Here is a 19,996-nt window from a genome sequence, read left to right as displayed (position 1 = left end):
GAAATGCCATCCAAAGTTTTTGTCGCATTCCGAGCAACCTGTGTAACCGTCATCCTTTCATCTAGCCCCATAGCTCATCCCTCCTAAATAATTCTCGTGGCCATACAGTGATAGCAATCACCTGTACAGTGACCGTTCTCACCTGACACCCGCCTCTGGCGGATGTCACTTTAGCCAGCACGATTCGCTCGCCGTCCTGCGCAGACTGACTTTCGTCGAAGGCGTCTGCACAGCCCTCGCTGCGAGCTGATTCAGTGCGATGTCCTCGCCGAGCGTCACATAGGTGGCGTCGTTGTCGCCATAGGGGTTGCCCGAGCCGTCGACCAATGCAACATGAACGCTGCGCCGCACGGCGCCGAAGGCCATGTAGCGGAAGCGGTACTGGGTGGTGCGCTCCTCCAGCCGCTCGGCCATCTGGGAAGTATCGGCCCAGGCATCGAGCACCTGGTCGAGCAGCGCCAACTGCGCGGCCCGGGTGGGCGCGGCGGCGTACTGCGCCAGCAGCGAGGCGAGTGCRGCAGACTGGCTGGCCGCCTCGCGCAGATCGCGCACCAGGCCCGAGCCCTGCATGTCGGGCAGGTTCTGCGCCTCCGGCGTGAGCGGAACGCTGTCCGGGAACTGCCTATGAAAAGTGTCGTCGGCCAGATTCACGTCGGCCATCTGGCTGGTCTCGCCCAGCGTGCCGCTGCTGCCGTCGCTCTTCACATAAGTGCCCAGGTCGGCCACCTGGTTGCCGTTGGGCAGCGTCTGGGTGTGCTCGGTGGCCGCCACGTTGAGGGCGGCGATGCCCAGGCTGTCGAGCGAGAAGAGTTCGCCGCTCTGCGAGACGCCGTCCTGGTTGAGGTCGCGCCAGACGCGCAGGGTGCTCCAGTTGGCATCCTGGCTGTCCACCCGTCCATCGGCATTGGTGTCTTCCTGGGCCAGCGCACTGAAGCCGTCAAGGGCGTTGCCGCCCGAAGCCAGCGGCGTGGAATCGCCGAAGAGTTCGCGGCCGGAGTCGATGGTGCCGTTGGCGTTGCGGTCCAGCACAAGAAAGCCGTCGTCGCCGCTCACCCAGCCGGTGCCGCTCATTACGCCGTCGCCGTCGTGGTCGAAGAGGACGCCAGCGGCCACCCCCACCGTCTCCAGGCCGTCGTTGTCGAGGTCTAGGGTCAGGGGGTCGCGGCGGGGGAAGATGAGCTGGGCGGAGTCGAAAGTATTCCCTACCCACGCTTTAACTCCCAGAATATGCCCAAACGCAGCAAATGCTCCTCCAACAATGCCAACCCCAATTACCCCTACTGCCGTAGCCGGTGCCAATAATGCAGTAGCTAATACCATGCCAAAATATCCAAATGCCGCCGCTCCGAGCATGCCAGTGCTGATTCTTCCGAACTCATCCCAATCGCCTCTGATGCCCGCATCCAGCATTTGTGCTGCTTCGTAAGCGAACCCGGCTGCTGCCGCACCGTTTGCGAGAACACTTCCCAAGCCACGCAACGAACTTACAACATCAAGTGCGGCATTGCCTCTCAATCAGGCCGCGTCACCCAAGGGAATTCGGCTTGCCATCGTGTTGGAAAGACTTTGCGCGCGTTGCTGCCAGAACTCTGCCGCGGCTGCATCGCCAGCTGTGGTTGCTCTTTGCGCCGCAGAAAGCGCAGCATTCTTCGCGGTTTCATACTGCAGGCTGAACCAATCTGCAGTGTTACGGAACGCCTGAGCTTCGGTTATAGCGCCGGTGCGCACGGCTTCGCCCACATGCTGCATTGAATGCACAAAATCCGAGAATGCCGTGCTCAGCGTGGTGTTGATGCTCTGAATCGTGGTGGAAAATTCGTTGATGCTGACTGAGGGATTGGTGCTCATTGAATCCTCCTGGACGAGATGTTTAATTTGGTTTATTCGCGTAATACGTTTTGATCATCTTTGGCCAATGAATCATCACGGCAATGGATATCGCTACTGTTGCCATGATGACCTGCTCCCCATTTTCAGTACCAGCCTGAAGTTAGTAAAGTCCGCTTTTGAAGGGAGAAGCGGGCATGAAGAAGCGGTTCACGGAAGAGCAGATCATCGGGTACCTCAAGCAGGCGGAAGCCGGGGTGGCGATCAAGGATCTGTGCAGGAAGCATGGCTTTAGCGATGCGGCCTTCTACACCTGGCGGCGCAAGTTCGGCGGCATGGACGTGGCGGATGCCAAGCGGCTGCGCGAGCTGGAGGCGGAGAACGCCAAGCTGAAGAAGCTGCTGGCCGAATCGATGCTCGACATCGAGGCGCTCAAGGTTGTTGTCAAGGGAAAGCGCTGACCCCGCAGGCCAAGCGCCAGGCGGTTGCCGTGATGCAGGAGAAGACGTCCATCTCCCAGCGTCGCGCCTGCCGGCTTGTGGGGGTATCGCGCACGGTGTTGAACTACGAAGCCAAGACCGACCCGGCCAACCAGGCGCTGGCCGGGCGGATGGTCGAACTGGCCGCCGAGCGGCGCCGCTTCGGCTACAGGCGTCTGCATGTGCTGTTGCGGCGGGAAGGCCATCAGGCGAACCACAAGCGGGTGTTTCGCCTGTACCAGGGCGCGGGGCTGGCGGTGCCCAAGCGCAAGCGGCGCAAGGGGGTGGCGATGGAGCGCCAGCCGCTGACCTTGCCCGAGGCGCCGAACCAGGTCTGGTCGATGGATTTCGTGATGGATGCGCTGTCCTCGGGGCGGCGCCTGAAGTGCCTGAACATCGTGGATGACTGCACCAAGGAATCCGTGGATATCGTGCTCGACCACAGCATCAGCGGGCAGTATGTGACGCGCGTGCTGGATCAGGCGGCGCGCTTCCGCGGCTTGCCGGCGGCGATCCGCACCGACCAGGGGCCGGAGTTCACCAGCAAGGCGCTCGACCAGTGGGCTTATCGGAACGGTGTCGAGTTGAAGCTCATCCAGCCGGGCAAGCCGACGCAGAACGCCTACATCGAGTCGTTCAACGGCAAGTTCCGCGATGAGTGCCTGAACGAGCATTGGTTCACGAGCTTGGCCGAAGCGCGGGTGCGGGTGGCGGCCTGGCGGCGCGACTACAACGAGTGCCGGCCGCATAGCGCACTGGGGTATCTCACGCCGGCGGAGTTCGCGGCGCGCTGTCGGGCAAGCTTGCCCGACAGCGCAACAGAACTGGAAATCGGATAGATTTATGTTTCGGATTTTACTAACCACGACCTGGCACTAAAGACGGGGGCAGGTCAATGACAGTAGTGCCGAAAATACCTAGCCAAAAACGCGACGTGCTAGCAAGACAAACACCCTCATCGAACGGTGTGTCACCACAATCGAATTCACGCAGATTGACGGCGTCGACAAACGGCATAAACAGGGCTACCCAACAAAAGGCCACCCCCATCAGTGGCCCCGTCCAGATTACCCATTCAGGTGCTGCCATCTTGCGCAGGTGGTTCTGTTGGGGTTTGGTCAGGAGAGCCAAGATCAAGAGCACCGGAAAGGCAATGCCCCATAGCATCGCAAGGAACAAGCGGGTCACATGTGGAAATTGTGAAAGCGCCGTGAGCTTGTCGATCGCCGGAACGTAACGGGCGACTAAATCGGTAAACGCAGCCGCCGACGGCCAGTTCGCCAGCACCGTCTCAGGCAGTGAATATGTAAAAATCGGGCTTGCGACAATGAACAGGAAAAAAATATTTGTGAATGCTTCGCGTGAAATCCGGAATCCAGAACAATCATCATTGTTCCGCACTGGTTTTACGTTTTGGATCAAATCGTTCTCCCAATTACGATTGGTATCGCCTCATCCGCCGTTCCCCGGCGACTGACTTTCCACGGCCTGTACAGTGACAGTAATCACCCGATGCTCACTTCTGACCTTCTCATCAGCACGCCATTTGCCGCTCCCGATCTCCGCCCAGCAGACCGTCCCCATTGGCTATAAGCCTCGACACCTCAAGCAACGACAGCCTCTGCGGCAGCGGCATCTATCAGTGCCGCTATGCCATATCAATTGACCGAAAGATATACGCCTGACTTGGCCTGCCGTCCTGTGGAGACTGACTTTTCCCGAGGGCGTCCGCACAACCCTCGATGCGAGCCGGTTCGGTGCGATGTCCTTGCCGAGTGCCACATAAGTGGCGTAGTTGTCGCCGTAGGGATCGCCCGAGGCGTCGACCAGCGAGACGTGGTCTTCGCGCAGCACGGCGCCGAAGGCCATGTAGCGGAAGCGGTACTGGGGGGTGCGCTCCTCCAGCCGCTCGGCCATCTGGGTGGTTTCGGCCCAGGCGTAGAGGAGTTGATCGAGGAGGGTGAACTGCGCAGCCCGGGTGGAAGCCGCACTGGGGCATGTAGGAAACGAAATCCTGCCAAGGCTCGGCGATGGCCGCCGGCGATTAGAATTGACACTCCTCCCCCTTCAGTACTGCAGATCGTTTTATGTTTTTATTGAAACGATCCAGATGCGAGCCAGCGAACGCATTCTATGCTGTTATGGATGACATGTAAATATAACGAAAGACATACGCCGGCTTTTCCTTGAAGCCTTTCATAACCCTGCGATTGGCGGATCAGAGCGCGTGGAGGCGGTCGCCGCTCGCGAAGCCGAGCAGGGGCCCATCGATCCCCTTCCCCAGTGCCAGCACCTTGAACAGCTCGCCCATCTCGGCGGGACTGATGAGCTTTTGCGCGCCGGAGGCGAGGCTGGCGTAGGCTACCGTGCCGTCTTCCTGGTGCGCTTCCAGCAGCTGCGCCAGGCCGCAATTGAGAAGGAACTGCGCCTGGCTGGTGTAGCCGAGCACGTCGAGTCCTGTCTCGTGGCCGGCCTCGGCGACGGCGGTGAAATCGACATGGGCGGTGAGGTCGTTCAGCCCGGGTAGCCAGAACGGGTCGCCGTGGGCGTGGTGGCGATAGTGGCACATCAGCGTGCCCTCGGCGCGCTGCGGGTGGTAGTACTCGCGTTGCGGGAAGCCGTAGTCGATCAGCAGCAGCGCGCCGCGCTGCAGGCTGCGCCCCCACTCGGCGACCCAGGCGCGCGCGGCGAGGGCGATTTCCGAAACGTAGGGCGGCGAAACAAAAGTCAGTCCCTGCGCCACGGCGAGCAGGGCGCCGGCGGCGGGCCGTTCCTGCCAGGCGAAGGCGCCGTTCTCAAATGCGACGCCGCGCTCGTAGATGCCGTCCTCGCGCCAGGCGACGATATTCACCGGCAGGGCGTCGAGCAGCTCGTTGGCGACGACCGCGCCGCTGAAGGTTTCCGGCAGGGCGTCGAGCCAGGCGAGGCGGTCGACGAGATGCGGCACGCCGCGGGCGAGGGTCTCCTGCTGGCGCGCGCGCAGCTCGCCGGAGAGTTCGAGGATCTCGTAGCGCTCGGGCAGGGCGCCGCGCCGTTCGAGCGCGCGCAGCAGGCCGAGCGCCAGGGCGCCGCTGCCGGCGCCGGCCTCGAGGAGGCGCGGCGCGCTCGCCGCCAGGATCGGTTCGAGCTGGACGGCCAGCGCCTCGGCGAAGAGGGGCGAGAGCTCGGGCGCCGTGACGAAATCGCCGGCGGCGCCGAACTTGCGCGCGCCGCCGCTGTAGTAGCCGAGGCCGGGCGCGTAGAGCGCCAGCTCCATGTAGCGGGCGAAGGGGATCCAGCCGCCGGCCTGTTCGATCTCGTCGGCGATCAGGGCGGCGAGCCGGCGGCCGCTTTCCGCGGCATCGGCATCGGGCTGGGGCATCGTCATGGCGGGGCCGAATGTGCCCGATTCCGTTAAAATTCGCAAATTCGAGAGGACCTTGCGATGCCTTCCAAATTGCAGGACAAGACCGTATTGATCACCGGCGCCGCCCGCCGCGTCGGCGCCGAGATCGCGCGTGCGCTGCATGCCGAGGGCGCCAGCCTGGCGCTGCATTACCGCAAATCGGCGGAGGCGGCGCAGGCCCTCGTCGCCGAGCTGAACACCGCCCGCCCCGGCTCGGCCCTGGCTTTCCAGGCCGACCTGCTGGAGACCGACCACCTGCCCCGGCTGGTGGCGGACGTCGTCGAGCATTTCGGCCGGCTCGATGCGCTGGTGAACAACGCCTCCAGTTTCTACGCCACGCTGATGGGCAGCATCGGCGAGCGCGAATGGAACGACCTCGTCGGCACCAACCTCAAGGCGCCGCTGTTCCTGGCGCAGGCGGCGGCGCCGCATCTGGCCGCGGCGCGCGGCGCCATCGTGAACATCACCGACATCCACGACGCGCGGCCGCTGAAGAACTTTCCGCTCTACTGCGCCGCCAAGGCCGGCCTGTCCGGGCTGACCCGGGCGCTGGCCCTGGAACTGGGCCCGCACGTGCGCGTGAACGCCGTCGCGCCCGGCCCGATCCTGTGGCCGGAGGACGGCTCCTTCGACGCCGCCGCCCAGGCCGGCGTCGTCTCGCGCACCCTGCTCAAGCGCTGCGGCGATCCGGCCGACATCGCCCGCACGGTGCTGTTCCTGCTGGCCGACGCCCCCTTCGTCACCGGCCAGACCATCGCCGTGGACGGCGGCAGGAGTATCGTACTGTGAGCGGTTATCTGGAGGCGCTTCTGCCGGAGGCATTGCCGGAAAAAGAGCGCCACGAGGCCAACAAGCTGGCCAAGCGCCTGCGCCGCAACGTCGGCCAGGCCATCGGCGACTTCAACATGATCGAGGACGGCGACCGCGTCATGGTCTGCCTCTCCGGCGGCAAGGACAGCCACGCCCTGCTCGACATCCTGCTGCAGCTGCGCGAGATCGCGCCGGTGCGCTTCGAACTGGTCGCCGTGAACCTCGACCAGAAGCAGCCGGGCTTCCCGGCCGAGGTGCTGCCGGAGTACCTGAAGGAGCTGGGCGTGCCCTTCCACATCGAGGAGCAGGACACCTACTCGGTGGTGAAGCGGGTCATCCCGGAAGGCAAGACCACCTGTTCGCTCTGCTCGCGGCTGCGCCGCGGCGTGCTCTACCGCGTCGCCGGCGAGCTCGGCGCCACCAAGATCGCCCTCGGCCACCACCGCGACGACATCCTCGAGACGCTGTTCCTCAACATGTTCTACGGCGGCAAGCTGAAGGCCATGCCGCCGAAACTGGTCTCCGACGACGGCCGCCACATCGTCATCCGCCCGCTCGCCTACTGCCGCGAGCGCGACCTCGAGGCCTGGGCCGCGCTGCGCCGCTTCCCGATCATCCCCTGCGACCTGTGCGGCTCGCAGGAACAGTTGAAGCGTAAAGAAACCAAGGCGCTGCTGCGCGAGTGGGACAGGCGCTTCCCCGGCCGCGTCGAGAAGATCTTCGCCGCGCTCGGCAACGTCGCGCCCTCGCACCTGGCCGACCCGAAGCTCTACGATTTCCGCAACCTGAAGGCCACCGGCCGGCCCGATCCGGAGGGCGACCGCGCCTTCGATCCCGAGGAGTTCGACGACCCCGCCGTCATCCCGCTTCGCGGCGGAGATGTTTGATATGATTCACCGATCAGCGAAGTCCGGGATCACAGCGCACATATGAACGCCAAAGAAAGCGCCAAAATCGAACGCAACCTCTGCGTGCTGTTCGCCGACGTCTCCGGCAGCACCCGGCTGTACGAGAAGCTGGGCGACAAGGAGGCGCTGCACGCCGTCGAGCGCTGCCTCAACCGCATGACGCGCGCCACCGAGCAGTTCAAGGGCCGCGTCATCAAGACCATCGGCGACGAGGTGATGGCGGTGTTCGACAGCGCCGAGGCGGGCATGGATGCCGCCTGCTCCATGCAGCAGCGCGTCGACGACCTGCCGCCCGTGAGCGGCATCAAGCTGGCCATCCGCATCGGCTTCCACTTCGGCCCGGCCATCGAGGACGCCAAGGATGTCTTCGGCGACACCGTGAACACGGCGGCGCGCATGGCCGGACTGGCCAAGGCCGGCCAGATCATCACCACCGGCGAAACGGTCGGCGCCCTGCCGACGCTGCTGCAGCAGTCCACGCGGGAGATCGACGCCCTCTCGGTCAAGGGCAAGGCGGAGGACGTGCGGGTCTGCGAGGTGATCTGGCAGGAATCGGACGATCTCACCATGAAATCCGGCAGCGTCGCGCCGGCCCCCGTCGCCGCGCGCCTGACCGTGCGGCATGGCGGGGAGGAGAAGGTGCTCGATCCCGGCCACGGCGCCTTCTCCCTCGGCCGCGATGCCGCCAGCGACATCATGATCGCCGACCGGCGCGCCTCGCGCACCCATGCGCGCATCGAGCGCCGCCGCGACAAGTTCGTGCTGATCGACCAGAGCACCAACGGCACCTACGTCACCTTCGACGGGGAAGCGGAGTTCGCCCTCAAGCGCGAGGAGGTCATCCTGCGCGGCAAGGGGCGCATCAGCTTCGGCCATGCCTGCGACGCGACCTCCGAGGTGGTGGAATTCAGGGTCGGCTGAACGCCGCCCGCGGGCGGAAAAACGAAGGCCCCGGTTCGGGGCCTTTTTCATTCAGATGCTGATCTTCTTCAGCGTCTCGGGGTTCTTCACCACCGCTTCGCGCCGCGACTGCGGCGCTTCGATCAGCGATGCCGGCGGCAGGGTGTCGAGACGGGAGAGGACGGCGGCGTCCTTGCAGCCGGCTTCCAGCATGACGACGATTTCGCCGCCGCTGCCCGCGCCGGCATTGAAGCATTGCTTGCCGAGCTTGTGGTTGAGCGGCTTGAGGATGCCTGCCTGGACGAGCTGTTCCAGGTTGGCCAGTCCGCCTGACAGGACCACGTCGAACACGGCGTCGCTTGCGCTGCCCGAGGCGAGACTGGCCGCCAGCACGCTGTGCAGACCGTTCAGTTCGCGCATCACCAGCTCTGCGGTGTCCTTGTTGGGCAGGCCCTGCAGCCTGAGGCGCACCTTCTGGCCGCTGAAGTGGAAATGGGAGAGGAAGAAGCCCTTGGAGAACTCCTCGCCGATCAGCCTGCCGATGTCGCGCAGCGCCTCGTCCTCCGTCGCCCAGCTGGTCTTCTCGGGGATCTGGGTGTTGTAGTAGATCTCCTCGCCGCTGCGCTTGTCGGTGGCCTTCACCGTCCACGAGGTCAGCACGAATTTCTCGACGGTGATGCCGGAGGCGGCCAGCTTGGCGGAGAGCTTCCTGAACTTCGCCTCGCCGGTGACGGCGAAATCGGCGCCGCCCTTGCCGTCCTTCGCCATGTCGTCGTTCCACAGGCGGAAGCCGAAGGAGTGGATGCGCTCCTTGAGCAGGTTTTCGGCCACCGGCGAGCGTTGTGCCGGCGCGGCAGGGTCGCCCTCGGCGCTCTTGGCGGTGATCGCCACCGAGATCTTCGGGTCGCCGTTGTTGCGGATGAACTCGACGCGCTCCTCGCGCGACATCTGGTTGAGCGATTTCTGCACGTCGCGCACGCGCACCGTGGCGCGCGTGGCCAGCGACATCAGGCCGTCCTTGCCCAGCTGCGGCGGCTGCTCCTCCAGCACGGCCTGGATGAATTCCCCGCTGCGGGCGAGCAGCTTGTCGCGCACCAGCGCGTAGTTCTTGGCGAGGGAACCCTGCTCGACATAGAGGCCGAGGGCCTTCTCGACGAGCTGGCGCCTGGCGTCCTCGCGCAGGTCGGCGTTGAGCAGGCCTTTGTCGTTCTGGTAGCGCGGGTCGGACGGGTCGGCCAGGCCGAGGGCGCTGATGACCATGATGCCACCGTTGGCCGGCGCGGCCGGGGCCCCGGCCTGGGCGGGGGCTGCGGCGGGCGTCGCCGCGGGCTGCGGCGCGTCGCCCTTGCCCATGAAGACATAGGCCGCGGCGCCCAGTCCGACGACGGCGATGCCGGCGACGAGGGCCAGCGCCAAGCCGGGCGAGGATTTCTTCGCCGGTGCCGGTGTCGCGGCGGCAGCGGGCGCAGCGGCCTTCGGCGACGCGGCCGGCCGCTCCATGGCAAGCGTCGCCTCGGCATCGTTGACCAAGGTGGCGTCGCCGTCGCCCGGCACGGCCTGGCCGGCCGCCGCCATCTTCAGGGCGATGGCGAATTCGCGGCCGTTCTGGAAACGCTCGTCGGGGCGCTTCGCCAGGGCCTTGCGGATGAGGGCGTCGAAAGGCCGCGGCACCTGGACGTTGAGCGCCGAGGGGGCGGCCGGCTCCTCCTTCAGCACCTTGTGCATGATGGTGGTCAGCGCGCCGGTGAACGGCTTTTCGCCGGTGAGGAACTGGTAGAGGATGACGCCGGCCGAGAACAGGTCGGAGCGGCCGTCGACGGTCTGGCCCATGAACTGCTCGGGCGACATGTAGCTGGGCGTGCCCAGCACCGAGCCGGCCTGCGTGAGGTTGGAGGACTCGACGCGGGCGATGCCGAAGTCGGCCACCTTCACCGTGCCGTCCTTGAGCAGGATGATGTTGGCGGGCTTGATGTCGCGATGCACGACGCCGTTCTTGTGCGAGTAGTCGAGCGCCTCGAGCAGCTGGCCCATGATGCGCACGATCTCGGCCATCGGGAAGCGCTCGTCGGCGTCGAAATAATCCTTCAGCTCGCGTCCCTCGACGAACTCCATGGCGATGAAGGCGGTGCCCTCGTCTTCGCCATACTCGTAGATCTGCACGATGTTCGGGTGGTTGAGCCGGCCGGCGGCCTGCGCCTCGCGCTTGAAGCGGGCGAGAATCTCCTCGACCTCGGTGCGATCGAGCTGGTCGCGACGCACGGTCTTCAGCGCCACGCGGCGTCCGATCATCGGATCGAAGCCGTCGTAGACGATGCCCATGGCGCCCTGGCCGAGCTCGCCCCGGATCTCGTACTTGCCGAGCTTCTTCAAATCGGTCATTTCGGCTGCTCCCTCAACTTGCGTCGGTCGGAGTGCGGGCCCCGCCGCCGGGCCGCCCCAAGGCGGGGCAGTCAACACATGGAGCGGGCATAGCCCGCGAACAACCGTCACACCCTTCCCGGGGAAGGGGGGCGGGGGGAAGGCTCATTTGTGCTTCGAATCGATTTCCCAGACATTCTTCTGCACCAGGCGCTGCACCATGCCGTCGAGGGTCAGGCCGCCGGCCTCGCCGCCGGAGAAGCCCAGGACCGAAGTCGACTTCGCGCCCAGCTCCATCTTCTCTTCCGTATAGCCGGTGGCGACCTGCTCGGTGGTATTGGCGTCGATGATCTTCCAGCGCATGCCGATGATCCAGACGCCGGTGGATTCGCGGGTGTCGACCGAGCTGACGACGACGTCGCCGGCGGCGCCGCCGCGGCCGCTGCCGAAGATGCCCAGCAGCGCGCCGATCGGGCGGCCGCTGAAGCCTTCCTGCGCCTGCGCCACCTGCTCGGCCTTGAGGATGTCGAACTTCATCACCCACTTGGTGGTCTTCAGCTTGCCTTTCTGCAGGAATTTCCGCGCCGTGTCGGGATCGCCCAGGTTGTAGGCGAGTTGGAATTCCTGCAGCAGGTGGCCGAGGCTGGAGCGTTCCAGCACCTTGAAGTTGGCCTTGCCGAGCTCCAGTTCGGCGAAGTCGGCGATGTTGTTGGGGCCGAACTTCTGCGCGAAGTTGGCGTTGTTGCTCTTCACCTCGCCCGGGATGACGATGATCATCGGTCCCGGCCTGGCGGCGTTGACGTACTCGACCGGCTTGTACATGCCCTTGTCGGCCATCTCGTTGGCCTTCTGCGAGGTGCTGCTGCCCTGGGTCGGCGAGGGGCTGTCGAAGGTGGGCTGGGCGGCGGCCGTGCCGGCCAGTGCAAACAGGGCGAGGCTGATGGTGCGAAGCGGAGCGTTCATGCTGGAGTCCCCGGTTATTTATTCTTGCCGGCGAGGCGGCAGTAGTCGTTGTAGAGCTGGGCCACCGCCTCGTCGGCCTGTTCGTTCACCAGAGTGAGCGCCATGCCGAGCGTGTCGGTGCCGGAATAGGAATCCGCCTTGGCGGTGACGTTGGAAATCGTCTTGCCGCCGGCCGAGACGAGGGTGAAGCCCATGTGCACGGCGACCTCGTTGATCTTCAGCACCGGATTGATGCCGGTCTGCGTCGTGATCAGGCCGCGCAGGATGAAGCTGGCGCCGAGCTTCTTCGAGGCGGCGATGGCGGCGTCGGGATCGTTGCGGAAGTGCGCGTCGATCTCCGCCTGGGCGATCTGGGCACGGATCTCCTCCTGCGTGTAGGTCTTCAGGCCGAGGGCGCGCAGGCGGTGGTTGATGGCCTGGAAGTGCGGGCCGTAGCGGCTCTGCACGGTGTTGTAGCCGTTCGAGGTGCGCTCGGCGATGACCAGCATGATCTTCCGGTTCTTCAGCTGCTGCTTGCAGGGCGTCGACACCAGCTGGCCGATGCGCTGGCCGCGGGCCTGGTCGCCGGCCTTGGCCTTTTCCTCTTCCTCGGAAAACTTGAAGGCCTGGGCGCTGCCGCAGGCCAGGGCCAAAGTCAGTGCGTAGGGGACGGCGAACGGAAAACGGCTGCGGCGCATGGGCGTTCTCGGCGGGCGGCGTAATGCAAGGGGAATGATTGTGGCAAAAAAGCCGCCGGCGTACAACCGCGCCGGCCGGCTGCCGGCGCGCTCAGCCGGCCGCGCCGTCGCCGTCGTCCATCGCCTGCTTGTGCCGCTCGACGAATTCCTGGGTGCTGTCGATGCCGCGCAGCAGCAGGATGGTCGAGCGCACGGCGGCTTCCAGCAGCACCGCCAGGTTGCGGCCGGCGGCCACCGGGATGCTGACCTTGCGCACCGGCACGCCGAGGATCTCGTGGGCCTCGGCGCCCAGCGGCAGGCGGTCGATCTCCACCGCGCCCTTCTGGGGCCGCAGCAGGTTTACGATCAGCTTCAGCTTCATTTTGCGGCGGCAGGCAGTCTCGCCGAAAACGGTGCGGATGTTGAGTACGCCGAGGCCGCGCACCTCGAGGAAATCCTTCAGCATCGGCGGACAGCGCGCTTCGAGGGAATTCGGCGCGACGCGCGCGATTTCGACGATGTCGTCGGCGACCAGGCCATGGCCGCGCGAGATGAGCTCCAGTGCCAGCTCGCTTTTGCCGACGCCCGAGTCGCCGGTGATGAGCACGCCCATGCCGAGCACGTCCATCATGACGGCATGCAGCTCGACGGTCTCGGCCAGCTGGCGCGACAGCCACAGGCGCAGCAGGTCGATGACGACGGCGGCCGATTGCGGCGTCGAGAACAGCGCCGTGTCCGATTTTTCGCAGGCCTCCCGCACGGAGGCGGGGATCGCGCAGCCGTCGGCGACGATCACGGCCGGCGGATGGGCGGCGATGATCTCCTCCATGTGGCGGGAGACGCGCACCGCGTGCTGCTTGGTGGCCCAGTTGATTTCCGGCGCGCCGATGACCTGGATGCGGTCGGGGTGGATCAGGTTGAGGTGGCCGACGAGATCGGCCGGGGAAGAATGCGCGTGATTGATTGAAATGGGTGCGTCGAGGTTGCCGCTGACCCGCAGCAGCTGGAGTCGCTCCCGGTGGTACTCAAATAGCTGCGCGACGCTCGCCTGCCGCATGGGCTTCCCAGCCGGTAAACAGGGCATGGATGGCGGCCGCGTCCGCGGCGGCGGCCAGCTGCTCGCGGAAGGCGCGGTCGGAGAACATCTGCGCCAGTTCCGAGAGGATCTGCAGGTGCTGCTCGGTGGCCTGCTCCGGTACCAGCAGCACGAACAGGAGGTTCACCGGCTTGCCGTCGGGCGCGTCGAACTGCACAGGCGCGGCCAGCCGCAGGAAGGCGCCGACGGCTTCCTTCAGGCCCTTGATGCGGCCGTGCGGGATGGCCACGCCCTGGCCAAGCCCGGTCGAGCCGAGCTTCTCCCGAGCGAACAGGCTGTCGAACACCGTGCTGCGGCCGATGCCCTGGTTGTTCTCGAACAACAGGCCGGCCTGCTCGAAGACGCGCTTCTTGCTGCTGGCCTCGAGGCCGACCTGGACGTTGGAGAGGGGAAGGAGCTTGGCGATCAGGTTCATGGTGTTACGGGCAGCGGCAGGTGGCTGTGGGAAGTGCTGGCGAAAGCGGCTGGGAGCGGTCCTGTGGGGCTTTCCTTGGCTGGCGGCGGATTATACCGGGAAAGCCCCACCGGGGGCGAGGCCTATTCGACCGCCTGGCGCTTGAGGGCCTCGTGGGCGTGCTCGGCCTTTTTTTCCTTGTGCTTGAGCACCTGGCGGTCGAGCTTGTCGGCGAGGGCGTCGATGCTGGCATACAGGTTTTCGTCCTGGGCCTCGACGAAGATATCCTTGCCGCGCACATGCACCGTCACCTCGGCCTTCTGCCGCAGCTTCTCCACCGACAGGATGACGTGCACCGCAGTGACATGGTCGAAGTGCCGGATGACGCGGTCGAGCTTGGCCTGGACGTAGTCGCGGATGGCCGGCGTGACTTCGAGGTGGTGTCCGGTGATGTTGATGTTCATGATGCCTCCTTGGTGTGGTGCCGGAACGGCTGCCGTCCCGGCGGGATAGGACTGGTTTACGGCGGTTAAATCGACTTCCTCAGGTTGACCGGCGGTATGTTCAGCGCCTCGCGGTACTTGGCGACGGTGCGCCGCGCCACCACGATGCCCTGCTGGCCGAGGATTTCGGCGAGCTGGGCGTCGGACAGGGGTTTCTTGCCGTCCTCGGCGCCGACCAGTTGCTTGATGAGCGCGCGGATGGCCGTCGAGGACGCCGCGCCGCCGGCCTCGGTGGCGACGTGGCTGCCGAAGAAGTATTTCAGCTCGTACACGCCGCGCGGGGTGGCCATGTATTTCTGCGTCGTCACCCGCGAGATGGTCGATTCGTGCAGGCCGAGCTGGTCGGCGATCTCGCGCAGCGTGAGCGGGCGCATCGCCACCTCGCCGTGCTCGAAGAACTGGCGCTGCCGGTCCACGATCGCCTGGGAGACGCGCTGGATCGTCTCGAAGCGCTGCTGCACGTTCTTGATCAGCCACTTGGCCTCCTGCAGCTGGCTGGCGAGGCCGGAGCCGCGCTGGCCCTGCAGGATGTCGGCGTAGAGGCGGTTGATGCGCAGCTTCGGCATCGCCTCGCCGTTGAGCGAGGCGGTCCACTGGCCGCGCACCTTGCGCACGATGACGTCGGCGATGACGTAGCGCGTGTCGGCCGGGGAGAACTGGGCGCCGGGCCGCGGATTCAGGGAGCGGATCAGCGCCTGGGCCTCGCGCAGTTCGTCCTCGCTGCAGGCGACCGCCTTGCGCAGGCGTACGTAGTCGCGTGCGGCGAGCTGGTCGAGGTGGTTGCGCACGATTTTCAGCGCCAGGTCGCGCGTCTTCGACGCCGCCTGGTTGGCCAGTTGCAGCGCCAGGCATTCCGAGGCGTTGCGCGCGCCGATGCCGGGCGGGTCGAAGTTCTGCAGGTGCTTCAGGGCGATCTGCAGGTCGTCGAGGCCGACCTCCAGTTCGGCCGGCAGCAGATCGACCAGTTCCTCCAGGCTTTGCGCCAGGTAACCGTCGTCGTCGAGCGCCTCGATCAGCAGCCGCACCAGGCTGCGGTCGCGCTCGGAGAGCGGCATCATGGCCAGTTGCGTACCGAGATGGTCGCGCAGGGAGGTGGCGGCGGCCTGGATCTCGGCGTAGGAGGGCTCGTCGTCGTTGCGATCGTCGCGCGGCGCGGCGGCGCCGCCGCCTTCGCCGATCCAGTCGGCCGGGCTGGCATCCCCGAAGTTCGGCTCCGGCAGGCCGCCGTCGAGGGATTCCGTGGGCGCCTGCAGGGCGTCGCCCGAGGCCGAGTAGACGGGCGCCTCCGGCGCCGGCTCGTCCTCGCGCTCGAGCAGCGGGTTTTCCTGCAGGAAGTTCTCGATTTCCTGGTTCAGCTCGAGCGTGGACAGCTGCAGCAGGCGAATCGACTGCTGCAGCTGCGGCGTCAGGGCAAGATGCTGCGAGAGCTTGAGCTGAAGTGTTTGTTTCATCGACCGACAAGGATGGTCGGCAAGAGCCGGGGCCTTTTTCTAAAGGCGGAAGTGCTCGCCCAGATAGACCTTGCGTACGCTTTCATTGTAGACAATTTCCTCCGGCTTGCCCGCCGCCAGCACTTCCCCCTCGTTGATGATGTAGGCATGGTCGCAGATGCCGAGCGTTTCGCGCACGTTGTGGTCGGTGATGAGCACGCCGATGCCGCGTTCCTTGAGGAAGCGGATGATCTTCTGGATGTCGAGCACGGCGATCGGGTCGACGCCGGCGAAGGGCTCGTCGAGCAGGATGAAGCGCGGGCTGGTGGCCAGCGCCCGGCAGATCTCGACGCGCCGCCGTTCGCCGCCGGACAGGGAGATGGACGCATTGTCCCGCAGGTGGCTGATGTGCAGCTCGGCCAGGAGATCCTCCAGGCGCTGTTCGATCTGCTCCTCGGTGAGCGGCTGCAATTCCAGCACGGCGCGGATGTTCTCCGCCACGTTGAGCTTGCGGAACACCGAGATTTCCTGCGGCAGGTAGGACAGGCCGAGCCTGGCGCGGCGGTGGATCGGCATGTGCGTCAGCACCTCGCCGTCGATGTCGATCTCCCCGCCGTCGGCGCCGACCAGGCCGACGATCATGTAGAAGCAGGTGGTCTTGCCGGCGCCGTTGGGGCCGAGCAGGCCGACCACCTCGCCGCTTCTCACCTCGAAGGAAACGTCCTTGACGACGGTGCGCGCCTTGTACTTCTTTCTCAGTCCGGTGACCTTGAGCAGACTCATTCTTCTCGTTCCTTGAGCACCTTGCGGATGATGTCGACGGCGAAGCCGCGTTGTTGCAGGAAGCGCGCCTGTCGCGCGTAGTCGGCGCGGTCGACCGGCGGCGCATCGAACTTGCGCCGCCAGACCTCGCGCGCCCGCTCGGTCTCGCTGTCCGCTTCCGCCGGCAGCGCCGCGGCGATGACCTCGTCGGCGATGCCCCTGGCGCGCAGGTCGTGGCGGAGCCGGGCGTTGCCGACGCGCGCCGCGCGCGACGAGACGAAGGTCTCGGCGAAGCGCGCGTCGGAGAGCAGGCCGGAGCGTTCGAGCTGGTCGAGCACGGCGTGGATGTCTTCCCGGGTTCCTTCGGCGGCGAGTTTCCTGGCCAGTTCGGCGCGGGAATGCTCGCGCCGGGCGAGCATTCGCAGCGCCTTGCCTTTCAGATCTCCGCTCAAGCCTCGGCCGCGACGGCGGCCTGATGCTCGGCCACGCCGACCGCGGCGCGCACCTTGTTCTCGATTTCGCGCGCCATCTCGGGATGCTCCTTGAGATACTCGCGGGCGTTGTCCTTGCCCTGGCCGATGCGCTCGCCGTTGTAGGCATACCAGGCGCCGGACTTCTCCACCAGCTTGTGCAGCACGCCGAGCTCGATGATCTCGCCCTCGCGCGAGATGCCCTCGCCGTAGAGGATGTCGAATTCTGCCTGGCGGAAGGGCGGCGCCACCTTGTTTTTCACCACCTTCACCCGCGTCTCGGAGCCGACGACTTCCTCGCCCCGCTTGATGCTGCCGGTGCGGCGGATGTCCAGGCGCACCGAGGAATAGAACTTCAGCGCGTTGCCGCCGGTGGTGGTCTCCGGGTTGCCGAACATCACGCCGATCTTCATGCGGATCTGGTTGATGAAGACGACGAGGGTGTTGGTGCGCTTGATGTTGGCGGTGAGCTTGCGCAGGGCCTGGCTCATCAGGCGCGCCTGCAGGCCGGGCAGCTGGTCGCCCATCTCGCCCTCGATCTCGGCCTTCGGCGTCAGCGCCGCGACCGAGTCGATCACCACCACGTCGATGCCGCCGGAGCGCACCAGCATGTCGGCGATTTCCAGCGCCTGTTCGCCGGTGTCGGGCTGGGAGATCAGCAGGTCGCCGACGTTCACGCCGAGCTTCTGGGCGTACTGCGGGTCGAGGGCGTGCTCGGCGTCGATGAAGGCGGCGGTGCCGCCGAGCTTCTGCATCTCGGCGATGACCTGCAGGGTCAGGGTCGTCTTGCCGGAGGATTCCGGGCCGTAGATCTCGACGACGCGGCCGCGCGGCAGGCCGCCGATGCCCAGGGCGATGTCCAGTCCCAGCGAACCGGTCGAGACGGACTGGATGTCCTTTTCCACCTCGCCGTCGCCCAGGCGCATGATCGAGCCCTTGCCGAACTGCTTCTCGATCTGGGCCAGTGCGGCCGAGAGCGCCTTGCTTTTGTTGTCATCCATAGTGGTTCCCCAGTGAGTTTCGGTTGAATTATGGCACAGTCTTTGCCGGGTCGGCTCTCGGGCGAAACGCCAATTAAAACATCAACAAATCAATTGCTTGCATCGATGTTAGCGCTCGCTTCGGCAAGCCTCCGGAGCAGGCCTCGCAGGGCATGGACCACCGACTGTTTGCGAACCGCTTCGCGGTCGCCGGAGAAGTGCATCGTCTCCGCCGTCGGCTCCCCGCCCCGCAGGACCCAGGCAAAGCATACGGTGCCCACTGGCTTACCCGGTGAGCCACCCGAAGGGCCCGCCACACCCGAAATCGCCAGGGCGGCGTGGGCGTGGCTGCGCCTGAGCGCTCCGGCCGCCATCTCTTGCACGACGGCCTCGCTGACGGCGCCGTCCCGTCGCAGGGTGTCGGCCTTCACGCCGAGCAGTTCCTGCTTGGCGGCGTTGGAATAGGTGACGAAGCCGCGCTCGAACCACTGCGAACTGCCGCCGGTCGCCGTGACCACTTCGGCAACCCAGCCGCCCGTGCAGGATTCCGCGCAAGCGAGCATTGACTTGCGGTCGAGCAGGGCTTGCCCGACGCGCACCGACAGGTCTTCCAGTTCCTTATCCATTGAACAGCACTTTGAAGAGCGCGAGCACCAATAAGGTATAGCCGGCCGCCACCAGGTCGTCGAGCATGACGCCGAAGCCGTGCTTCATGTGGCCGTCGATCCAGCGCGCCGGTTGCGGCTTGGTGATGTCGAAGAAGCGGAACCAGATGAAGGCGGCCAGTTGCCAGAGCCAGCCATCCGGAGTCATCAGCAGCACCAGCCAGAACGGCACGATCTCGTCCCAGACGATGGAACCGTGGTCGACCACCCCCAGGTCGCGGCCGCAGCGGGCGCAGGCGAGGACGCCCACGGCGAAGGCGGCGACCAGAAAGACGAAAAACCCAAGCTCGGAGAAATGCGGCCTGAAGATGGGAAACAGCAGCCAGGCCGCCAGCGTCCCGGCCGTTCCCGGCGCCAACGGCGAGAGGCCGCTGCCGAAGCCGAGGGCGATGAAGTGCGCCGGGTGGGCGAAAAGGAAGCGGAAGGTCGGCTTCATGCGAAGTGGTCGAAGCCGCGCCGGCCGACGGGCATCGGCTGGCCGTCGGCATCGCGCAGGATCAGTTCGCCGGCCGGACTCGCGCGCAGGCGGCCGATGCGCGTCAGCGGCAGGCCGAGCTGCGCCGAAAGCGCCTCGATGTCGCCGCACCGGGCGGGCGGCGCGCTGAAGGCCAGTTCGTAATCGTCGCCGCCGGCAATCAGGCAGCGCTGCGCGATGGCAGCGTCGGCGCCCGTTTCCAGTGCGGCGTGCGGCAGTCGGGCGAATTCGATGTCCGCCGCCAGTCCGGAGCGTTCGAGGATGTGGCCGATGTCGGCGAGCAGGCCGTCGGAGACGTCGATGGCGGCACTGGCCACCCCGCGCAGGGCGAGGCCCAGCGCGACACGCGGCTGTGGCCGATCCAGCGCGGCCAGGCAGGGCGCCATCGCCGCTTCGCCCAGACTGACTTTTCCCAGCCGGTGATTCAGGCCCAGCGCCGCCAGGCCGGGGGTGCCCGACACCCAGAGCTCGTCGCCGGATTGCGCGCCGGCTCGGGTCAGCGCCTGCCCCTGCGGCACCTCGCCGAAGACGGTCGGCGCGAGGTTGAGCGGCCCGCGCGTGGTGTCGCCGCCGATGACGTCGACTTCAAAAGCTTCGGCGCAGGCGAAGAAGCCGCGCGCGAAGGCGGCGATCCAGGTTTCGTCGGCGGCCGGCAGCGATGCCGCCACCACCGCCCAGCGCGGCTGCGCGCCCATGGCGGCGAGGTCGGAGAGATTCACGGCGAGGGCCTTCCAGCCCAGCGCCTCGGCATCGGCATCGGGCAGGAAATGCGTGCCGGCCACCAGCATGTCGGTGGTCACCACCAGGTCCATGCCCGGCGCCGGCCGCAGCACCGCGCCGTCGTCGCCGACGCCCAGCACGGTGTGGCGCACCGGGCGCGTGAAGTGGCGGGCAATCAGCTCGAATTCCGAGGGCACGGTGATTTCCGTGCGCCG

Annotated in this window: 21 protein-coding genes; 4 read left to right on the top strand and 17 right to left on the bottom strand. The window is 66.1% G+C overall.

Features of this window, described 5'->3' with window-relative positions; genetic code table 11:
- Nucleotides 1–165: 165 nt before the first annotated feature.
- Both ROZ00_13585 and ROZ00_13580 read right to left on the bottom strand, forming a co-directional pair.
- A complete protein-coding gene (locus tag ROZ00_13585) occupies nt 166–1,113 on the bottom strand; it encodes a hypothetical protein (GenBank protein ID MDT3737254.1) in 948 nt (315 codons plus the stop codon).
- A 402-nt stretch (nt 1,114–1,515) separates the two neighbouring features.
- Nucleotides 1,516–1,848: a hypothetical protein gene (locus ROZ00_13580; GenBank protein MDT3737253.1), complete on the bottom strand. Its 333-nt coding sequence runs from the start codon at nt 1,846–1,848 to the stop codon at nt 1,516–1,518.
- A 176-nt stretch (nt 1,849–2,024) separates the two neighbouring features.
- Here ROZ00_13580 and ROZ00_13575 point away from each other — a divergent pair.
- Nucleotides 2,025–3,145 (top strand): IS3 family transposase gene (locus ROZ00_13575; GenBank protein MDT3737252.1). Its coding sequence is split into 2 segments (ribosomal slippage): nt 2,025–2,283 and nt 2,283–3,145, totalling 1,122 coding nucleotides; the frame shifts between segments, so codons are not numbered across the junction.
- Between the two features lie 19 nt (nt 3,146–3,164).
- Here the strand turns inward: ROZ00_13575 and ROZ00_13570 are convergent.
- Entirely contained in the window at nt 3,165–3,728 is a 564-nt protein-coding gene (locus ROZ00_13570; GenBank protein MDT3737251.1) for a hypothetical protein, read from the bottom strand.
- A gap of 796 nt (nt 3,729–4,524) precedes the next feature.
- Nucleotides 4,525–5,673 carry an SAM-dependent methyltransferase gene (locus ROZ00_13565; GenBank protein ID MDT3737250.1) on the bottom strand — a complete coding sequence of 383 codons (1,149 nt, stop codon included), beginning with the start codon at nt 5,671–5,673 and terminating at the stop codon, nt 4,525–4,527.
- 57 nt (nt 5,674–5,730) lie between these two features.
- On the opposite strand from ROZ00_13565, the gene ROZ00_13560 reads away from it, so the two are divergent.
- From ROZ00_13560 to ROZ00_13550, 3 genes are read left to right on the top strand one after another with little or no spacing between them, the layout of a single operon-like run.
- A complete protein-coding gene (locus ROZ00_13560) occupies nt 5,731–6,480 on the top strand; it encodes a pteridine reductase (GenBank protein MDT3737249.1) in 750 nt (249 codons plus the stop codon).
- 32 nt (nt 6,481–6,512) lie between these two features.
- A complete protein-coding gene (gene ttcA / locus ROZ00_13555) occupies nt 6,513–7,388 on the top strand; it encodes a tRNA 2-thiocytidine(32) synthetase TtcA (protein MDT3737248.1) in 876 nt (291 codons plus the stop codon).
- 42 nt (nt 7,389–7,430) lie between these two features.
- Nucleotides 7,431–8,330 carry an adenylate/guanylate cyclase domain-containing protein gene (locus tag ROZ00_13550; GenBank protein MDT3737247.1) on the top strand — a complete coding sequence of 300 codons (900 nt, stop codon included), beginning with the start codon at nt 7,431–7,433 and terminating at the stop codon, nt 8,328–8,330.
- A 51-nt stretch (nt 8,331–8,381) separates the two neighbouring features.
- On the opposite strand, the gene ROZ00_13545 is transcribed toward ROZ00_13550, so the two are convergent.
- The 13 genes from ROZ00_13545 to thiL form a co-directional block, all read right to left on the bottom strand.
- On the bottom strand, nt 8,382–10,688 hold the full coding sequence (locus ROZ00_13545) for a serine/threonine-protein kinase (protein ID MDT3737246.1): 2,307 nt from the start codon (nt 10,686–10,688) through the stop codon (nt 8,382–8,384).
- Between the two features lie 144 nt (nt 10,689–10,832).
- A complete protein-coding gene (locus ROZ00_13540) occupies nt 10,833–11,630 on the bottom strand; it encodes a hypothetical protein (protein MDT3737245.1) in 798 nt (265 codons plus the stop codon).
- A 14-nt stretch (nt 11,631–11,644) separates the two neighbouring features.
- On the bottom strand, nt 11,645–12,307 hold the full coding sequence (locus ROZ00_13535; GenBank protein MDT3737244.1) for a hypothetical protein: 663 nt from the start codon (nt 12,305–12,307) through the stop codon (nt 11,645–11,647).
- Between the two features lie 91 nt (nt 12,308–12,398).
- Complete coding sequence (gene hprK / locus ROZ00_13530; GenBank protein MDT3737243.1) at nt 12,399–13,343, bottom strand: HPr(Ser) kinase/phosphatase; 945 nt, start codon at nt 13,341–13,343, stop codon at nt 12,399–12,401.
- The gene (gene ptsN, locus ROZ00_13525; protein MDT3737242.1) at nt 13,312–13,797 is read right to left on the bottom strand and encodes a PTS IIA-like nitrogen regulatory protein PtsN; all 486 of its coding nucleotides are present in this window, start codon (nt 13,795–13,797) and stop codon (nt 13,312–13,314) included. The genes hprK and ptsN overlap by 32 nt, the downstream gene beginning before the upstream one ends.
- A gap of 122 nt (nt 13,798–13,919) precedes the next feature.
- Entirely contained in the window at nt 13,920–14,240 is a 321-nt protein-coding gene (gene raiA / locus ROZ00_13520) for a ribosome-associated translation inhibitor RaiA (protein MDT3737241.1), read from the bottom strand.
- 65 nt (nt 14,241–14,305) lie between these two features.
- Nucleotides 14,306–15,730, bottom strand: a complete 1,425-nt coding sequence (locus ROZ00_13515; protein MDT3737240.1) for an RNA polymerase factor sigma-54 — start codon at nt 15,728–15,730, stop codon at nt 14,306–14,308.
- Between the two features lie 39 nt (nt 15,731–15,769).
- A complete protein-coding gene (gene lptB, locus ROZ00_13510) occupies nt 15,770–16,492 on the bottom strand; it encodes an LPS export ABC transporter ATP-binding protein (GenBank protein ID MDT3737239.1) in 723 nt (240 codons plus the stop codon).
- Nucleotides 16,489–16,890 (bottom strand): recombination regulator RecX, encoded by a 402-nt coding sequence (gene recX, locus ROZ00_13505; protein MDT3737238.1) that lies wholly within the window; start codon nt 16,888–16,890, stop codon nt 16,489–16,491. The genes lptB and recX overlap by 4 nt, the downstream gene beginning before the upstream one ends.
- A 29-nt stretch (nt 16,891–16,919) precedes the next feature.
- A complete protein-coding gene (gene recA, locus ROZ00_13500; protein ID MDT3737237.1) occupies nt 16,920–17,942 on the bottom strand; it encodes a recombinase RecA in 1,023 nt (340 codons plus the stop codon).
- Nucleotides 17,943–18,031: 89 nt separating this feature from the next.
- Entirely contained in the window at nt 18,032–18,547 is a 516-nt protein-coding gene (gene pncC, locus ROZ00_13495) for a nicotinamide-nucleotide amidase (GenBank protein ID MDT3737236.1), read from the bottom strand.
- Nucleotides 18,540–19,022, bottom strand: a complete 483-nt coding sequence (locus ROZ00_13490) for a phosphatidylglycerophosphatase A (protein MDT3737235.1) — start codon at nt 19,020–19,022, stop codon at nt 18,540–18,542. Before ROZ00_13490 ends, pncC begins: the two co-directional genes overlap by 8 nt.
- A complete protein-coding gene (gene thiL / locus ROZ00_13485) occupies nt 19,019–19,978 on the bottom strand; it encodes a thiamine-phosphate kinase (protein ID MDT3737234.1) in 960 nt (319 codons plus the stop codon). Before thiL ends, ROZ00_13490 begins: the two co-directional genes overlap by 4 nt.
- Nucleotides 19,979–19,996: the final 18 nt, after the last annotated feature.

This window comes from Denitratisoma sp. (genome assembly GCA_032027165.1).
Classification (GTDB): Bacteria; Pseudomonadota; Gammaproteobacteria; order Burkholderiales; family Rhodocyclaceae; genus Desulfobacillus.
Note: the sequence above shows the minus strand (reverse complement) of the source record. Positions and strands in the feature narration are given on the sequence as shown.

Excerpts from the sequence above, each read along its gene's own strand:
- ROZ00_13580 (MDT3737253.1), bottom strand. The coding sequence starts at position 1,848 with ATGAGCACCAATCCCTCAGTCAGCATCAACGAATTTTCCACCACGATT.
- ROZ00_13565 (MDT3737250.1), bottom strand. The coding sequence starts at position 5,673 with ATGACGATGCCCCAGCCCGATGCCGATGCCGCGGAAAGCGGCCGCCGG.
- ROZ00_13560 (MDT3737249.1), top strand. The coding sequence starts at position 5,731 with ATGCCTTCCAAATTGCAGGACAAGACCGTATTGATCACCGGCGCCGCC.
- ROZ00_13550 (MDT3737247.1), top strand. The coding sequence starts at position 7,431 with ATGAACGCCAAAGAAAGCGCCAAAATCGAACGCAACCTCTGCGTGCTG.
- ROZ00_13545 (MDT3737246.1), bottom strand. The coding sequence starts at position 10,688 with ATGACCGATTTGAAGAAGCTCGGCAAGTACGAGATCCGGGGCGAGCTC.
- ROZ00_13540 (MDT3737245.1), bottom strand. The coding sequence starts at position 11,630 with ATGAACGCTCCGCTTCGCACCATCAGCCTCGCCCTGTTTGCACTGGCC.
- ROZ00_13535 (MDT3737244.1), bottom strand. The coding sequence starts at position 12,307 with ATGCGCCGCAGCCGTTTTCCGTTCGCCGTCCCCTACGCACTGACTTTG.
- hprK (MDT3737243.1), bottom strand. The coding sequence starts at position 13,343 with ATGCGGCAGGCGAGCGTCGCGCAGCTATTTGAGTACCACCGGGAGCGA.
- ptsN (MDT3737242.1), bottom strand. The coding sequence starts at position 13,797 with ATGAACCTGATCGCCAAGCTCCTTCCCCTCTCCAACGTCCAGGTCGGC.
- raiA (MDT3737241.1), bottom strand. The coding sequence starts at position 14,240 with ATGAACATCAACATCACCGGACACCACCTCGAAGTCACGCCGGCCATC.
- ROZ00_13515 (MDT3737240.1), bottom strand. The coding sequence starts at position 15,730 with ATGAAACAAACACTTCAGCTCAAGCTCTCGCAGCATCTTGCCCTGACG.
- lptB (MDT3737239.1), bottom strand. The coding sequence starts at position 16,492 with ATGAGTCTGCTCAAGGTCACCGGACTGAGAAAGAAGTACAAGGCGCGC.
- recX (MDT3737238.1), bottom strand. The coding sequence starts at position 16,890 with ATGCTCGCCCGGCGCGAGCATTCCCGCGCCGAACTGGCCAGGAAACTC.
- recA (MDT3737237.1), bottom strand. The coding sequence starts at position 17,942 with ATGGATGACAACAAAAGCAAGGCGCTCTCGGCCGCACTGGCCCAGATC.
- pncC (MDT3737236.1), bottom strand. The coding sequence starts at position 18,547 with ATGGATAAGGAACTGGAAGACCTGTCGGTGCGCGTCGGGCAAGCCCTG.
- ROZ00_13490 (MDT3737235.1), bottom strand. The coding sequence starts at position 19,022 with ATGAAGCCGACCTTCCGCTTCCTTTTCGCCCACCCGGCGCACTTCATC.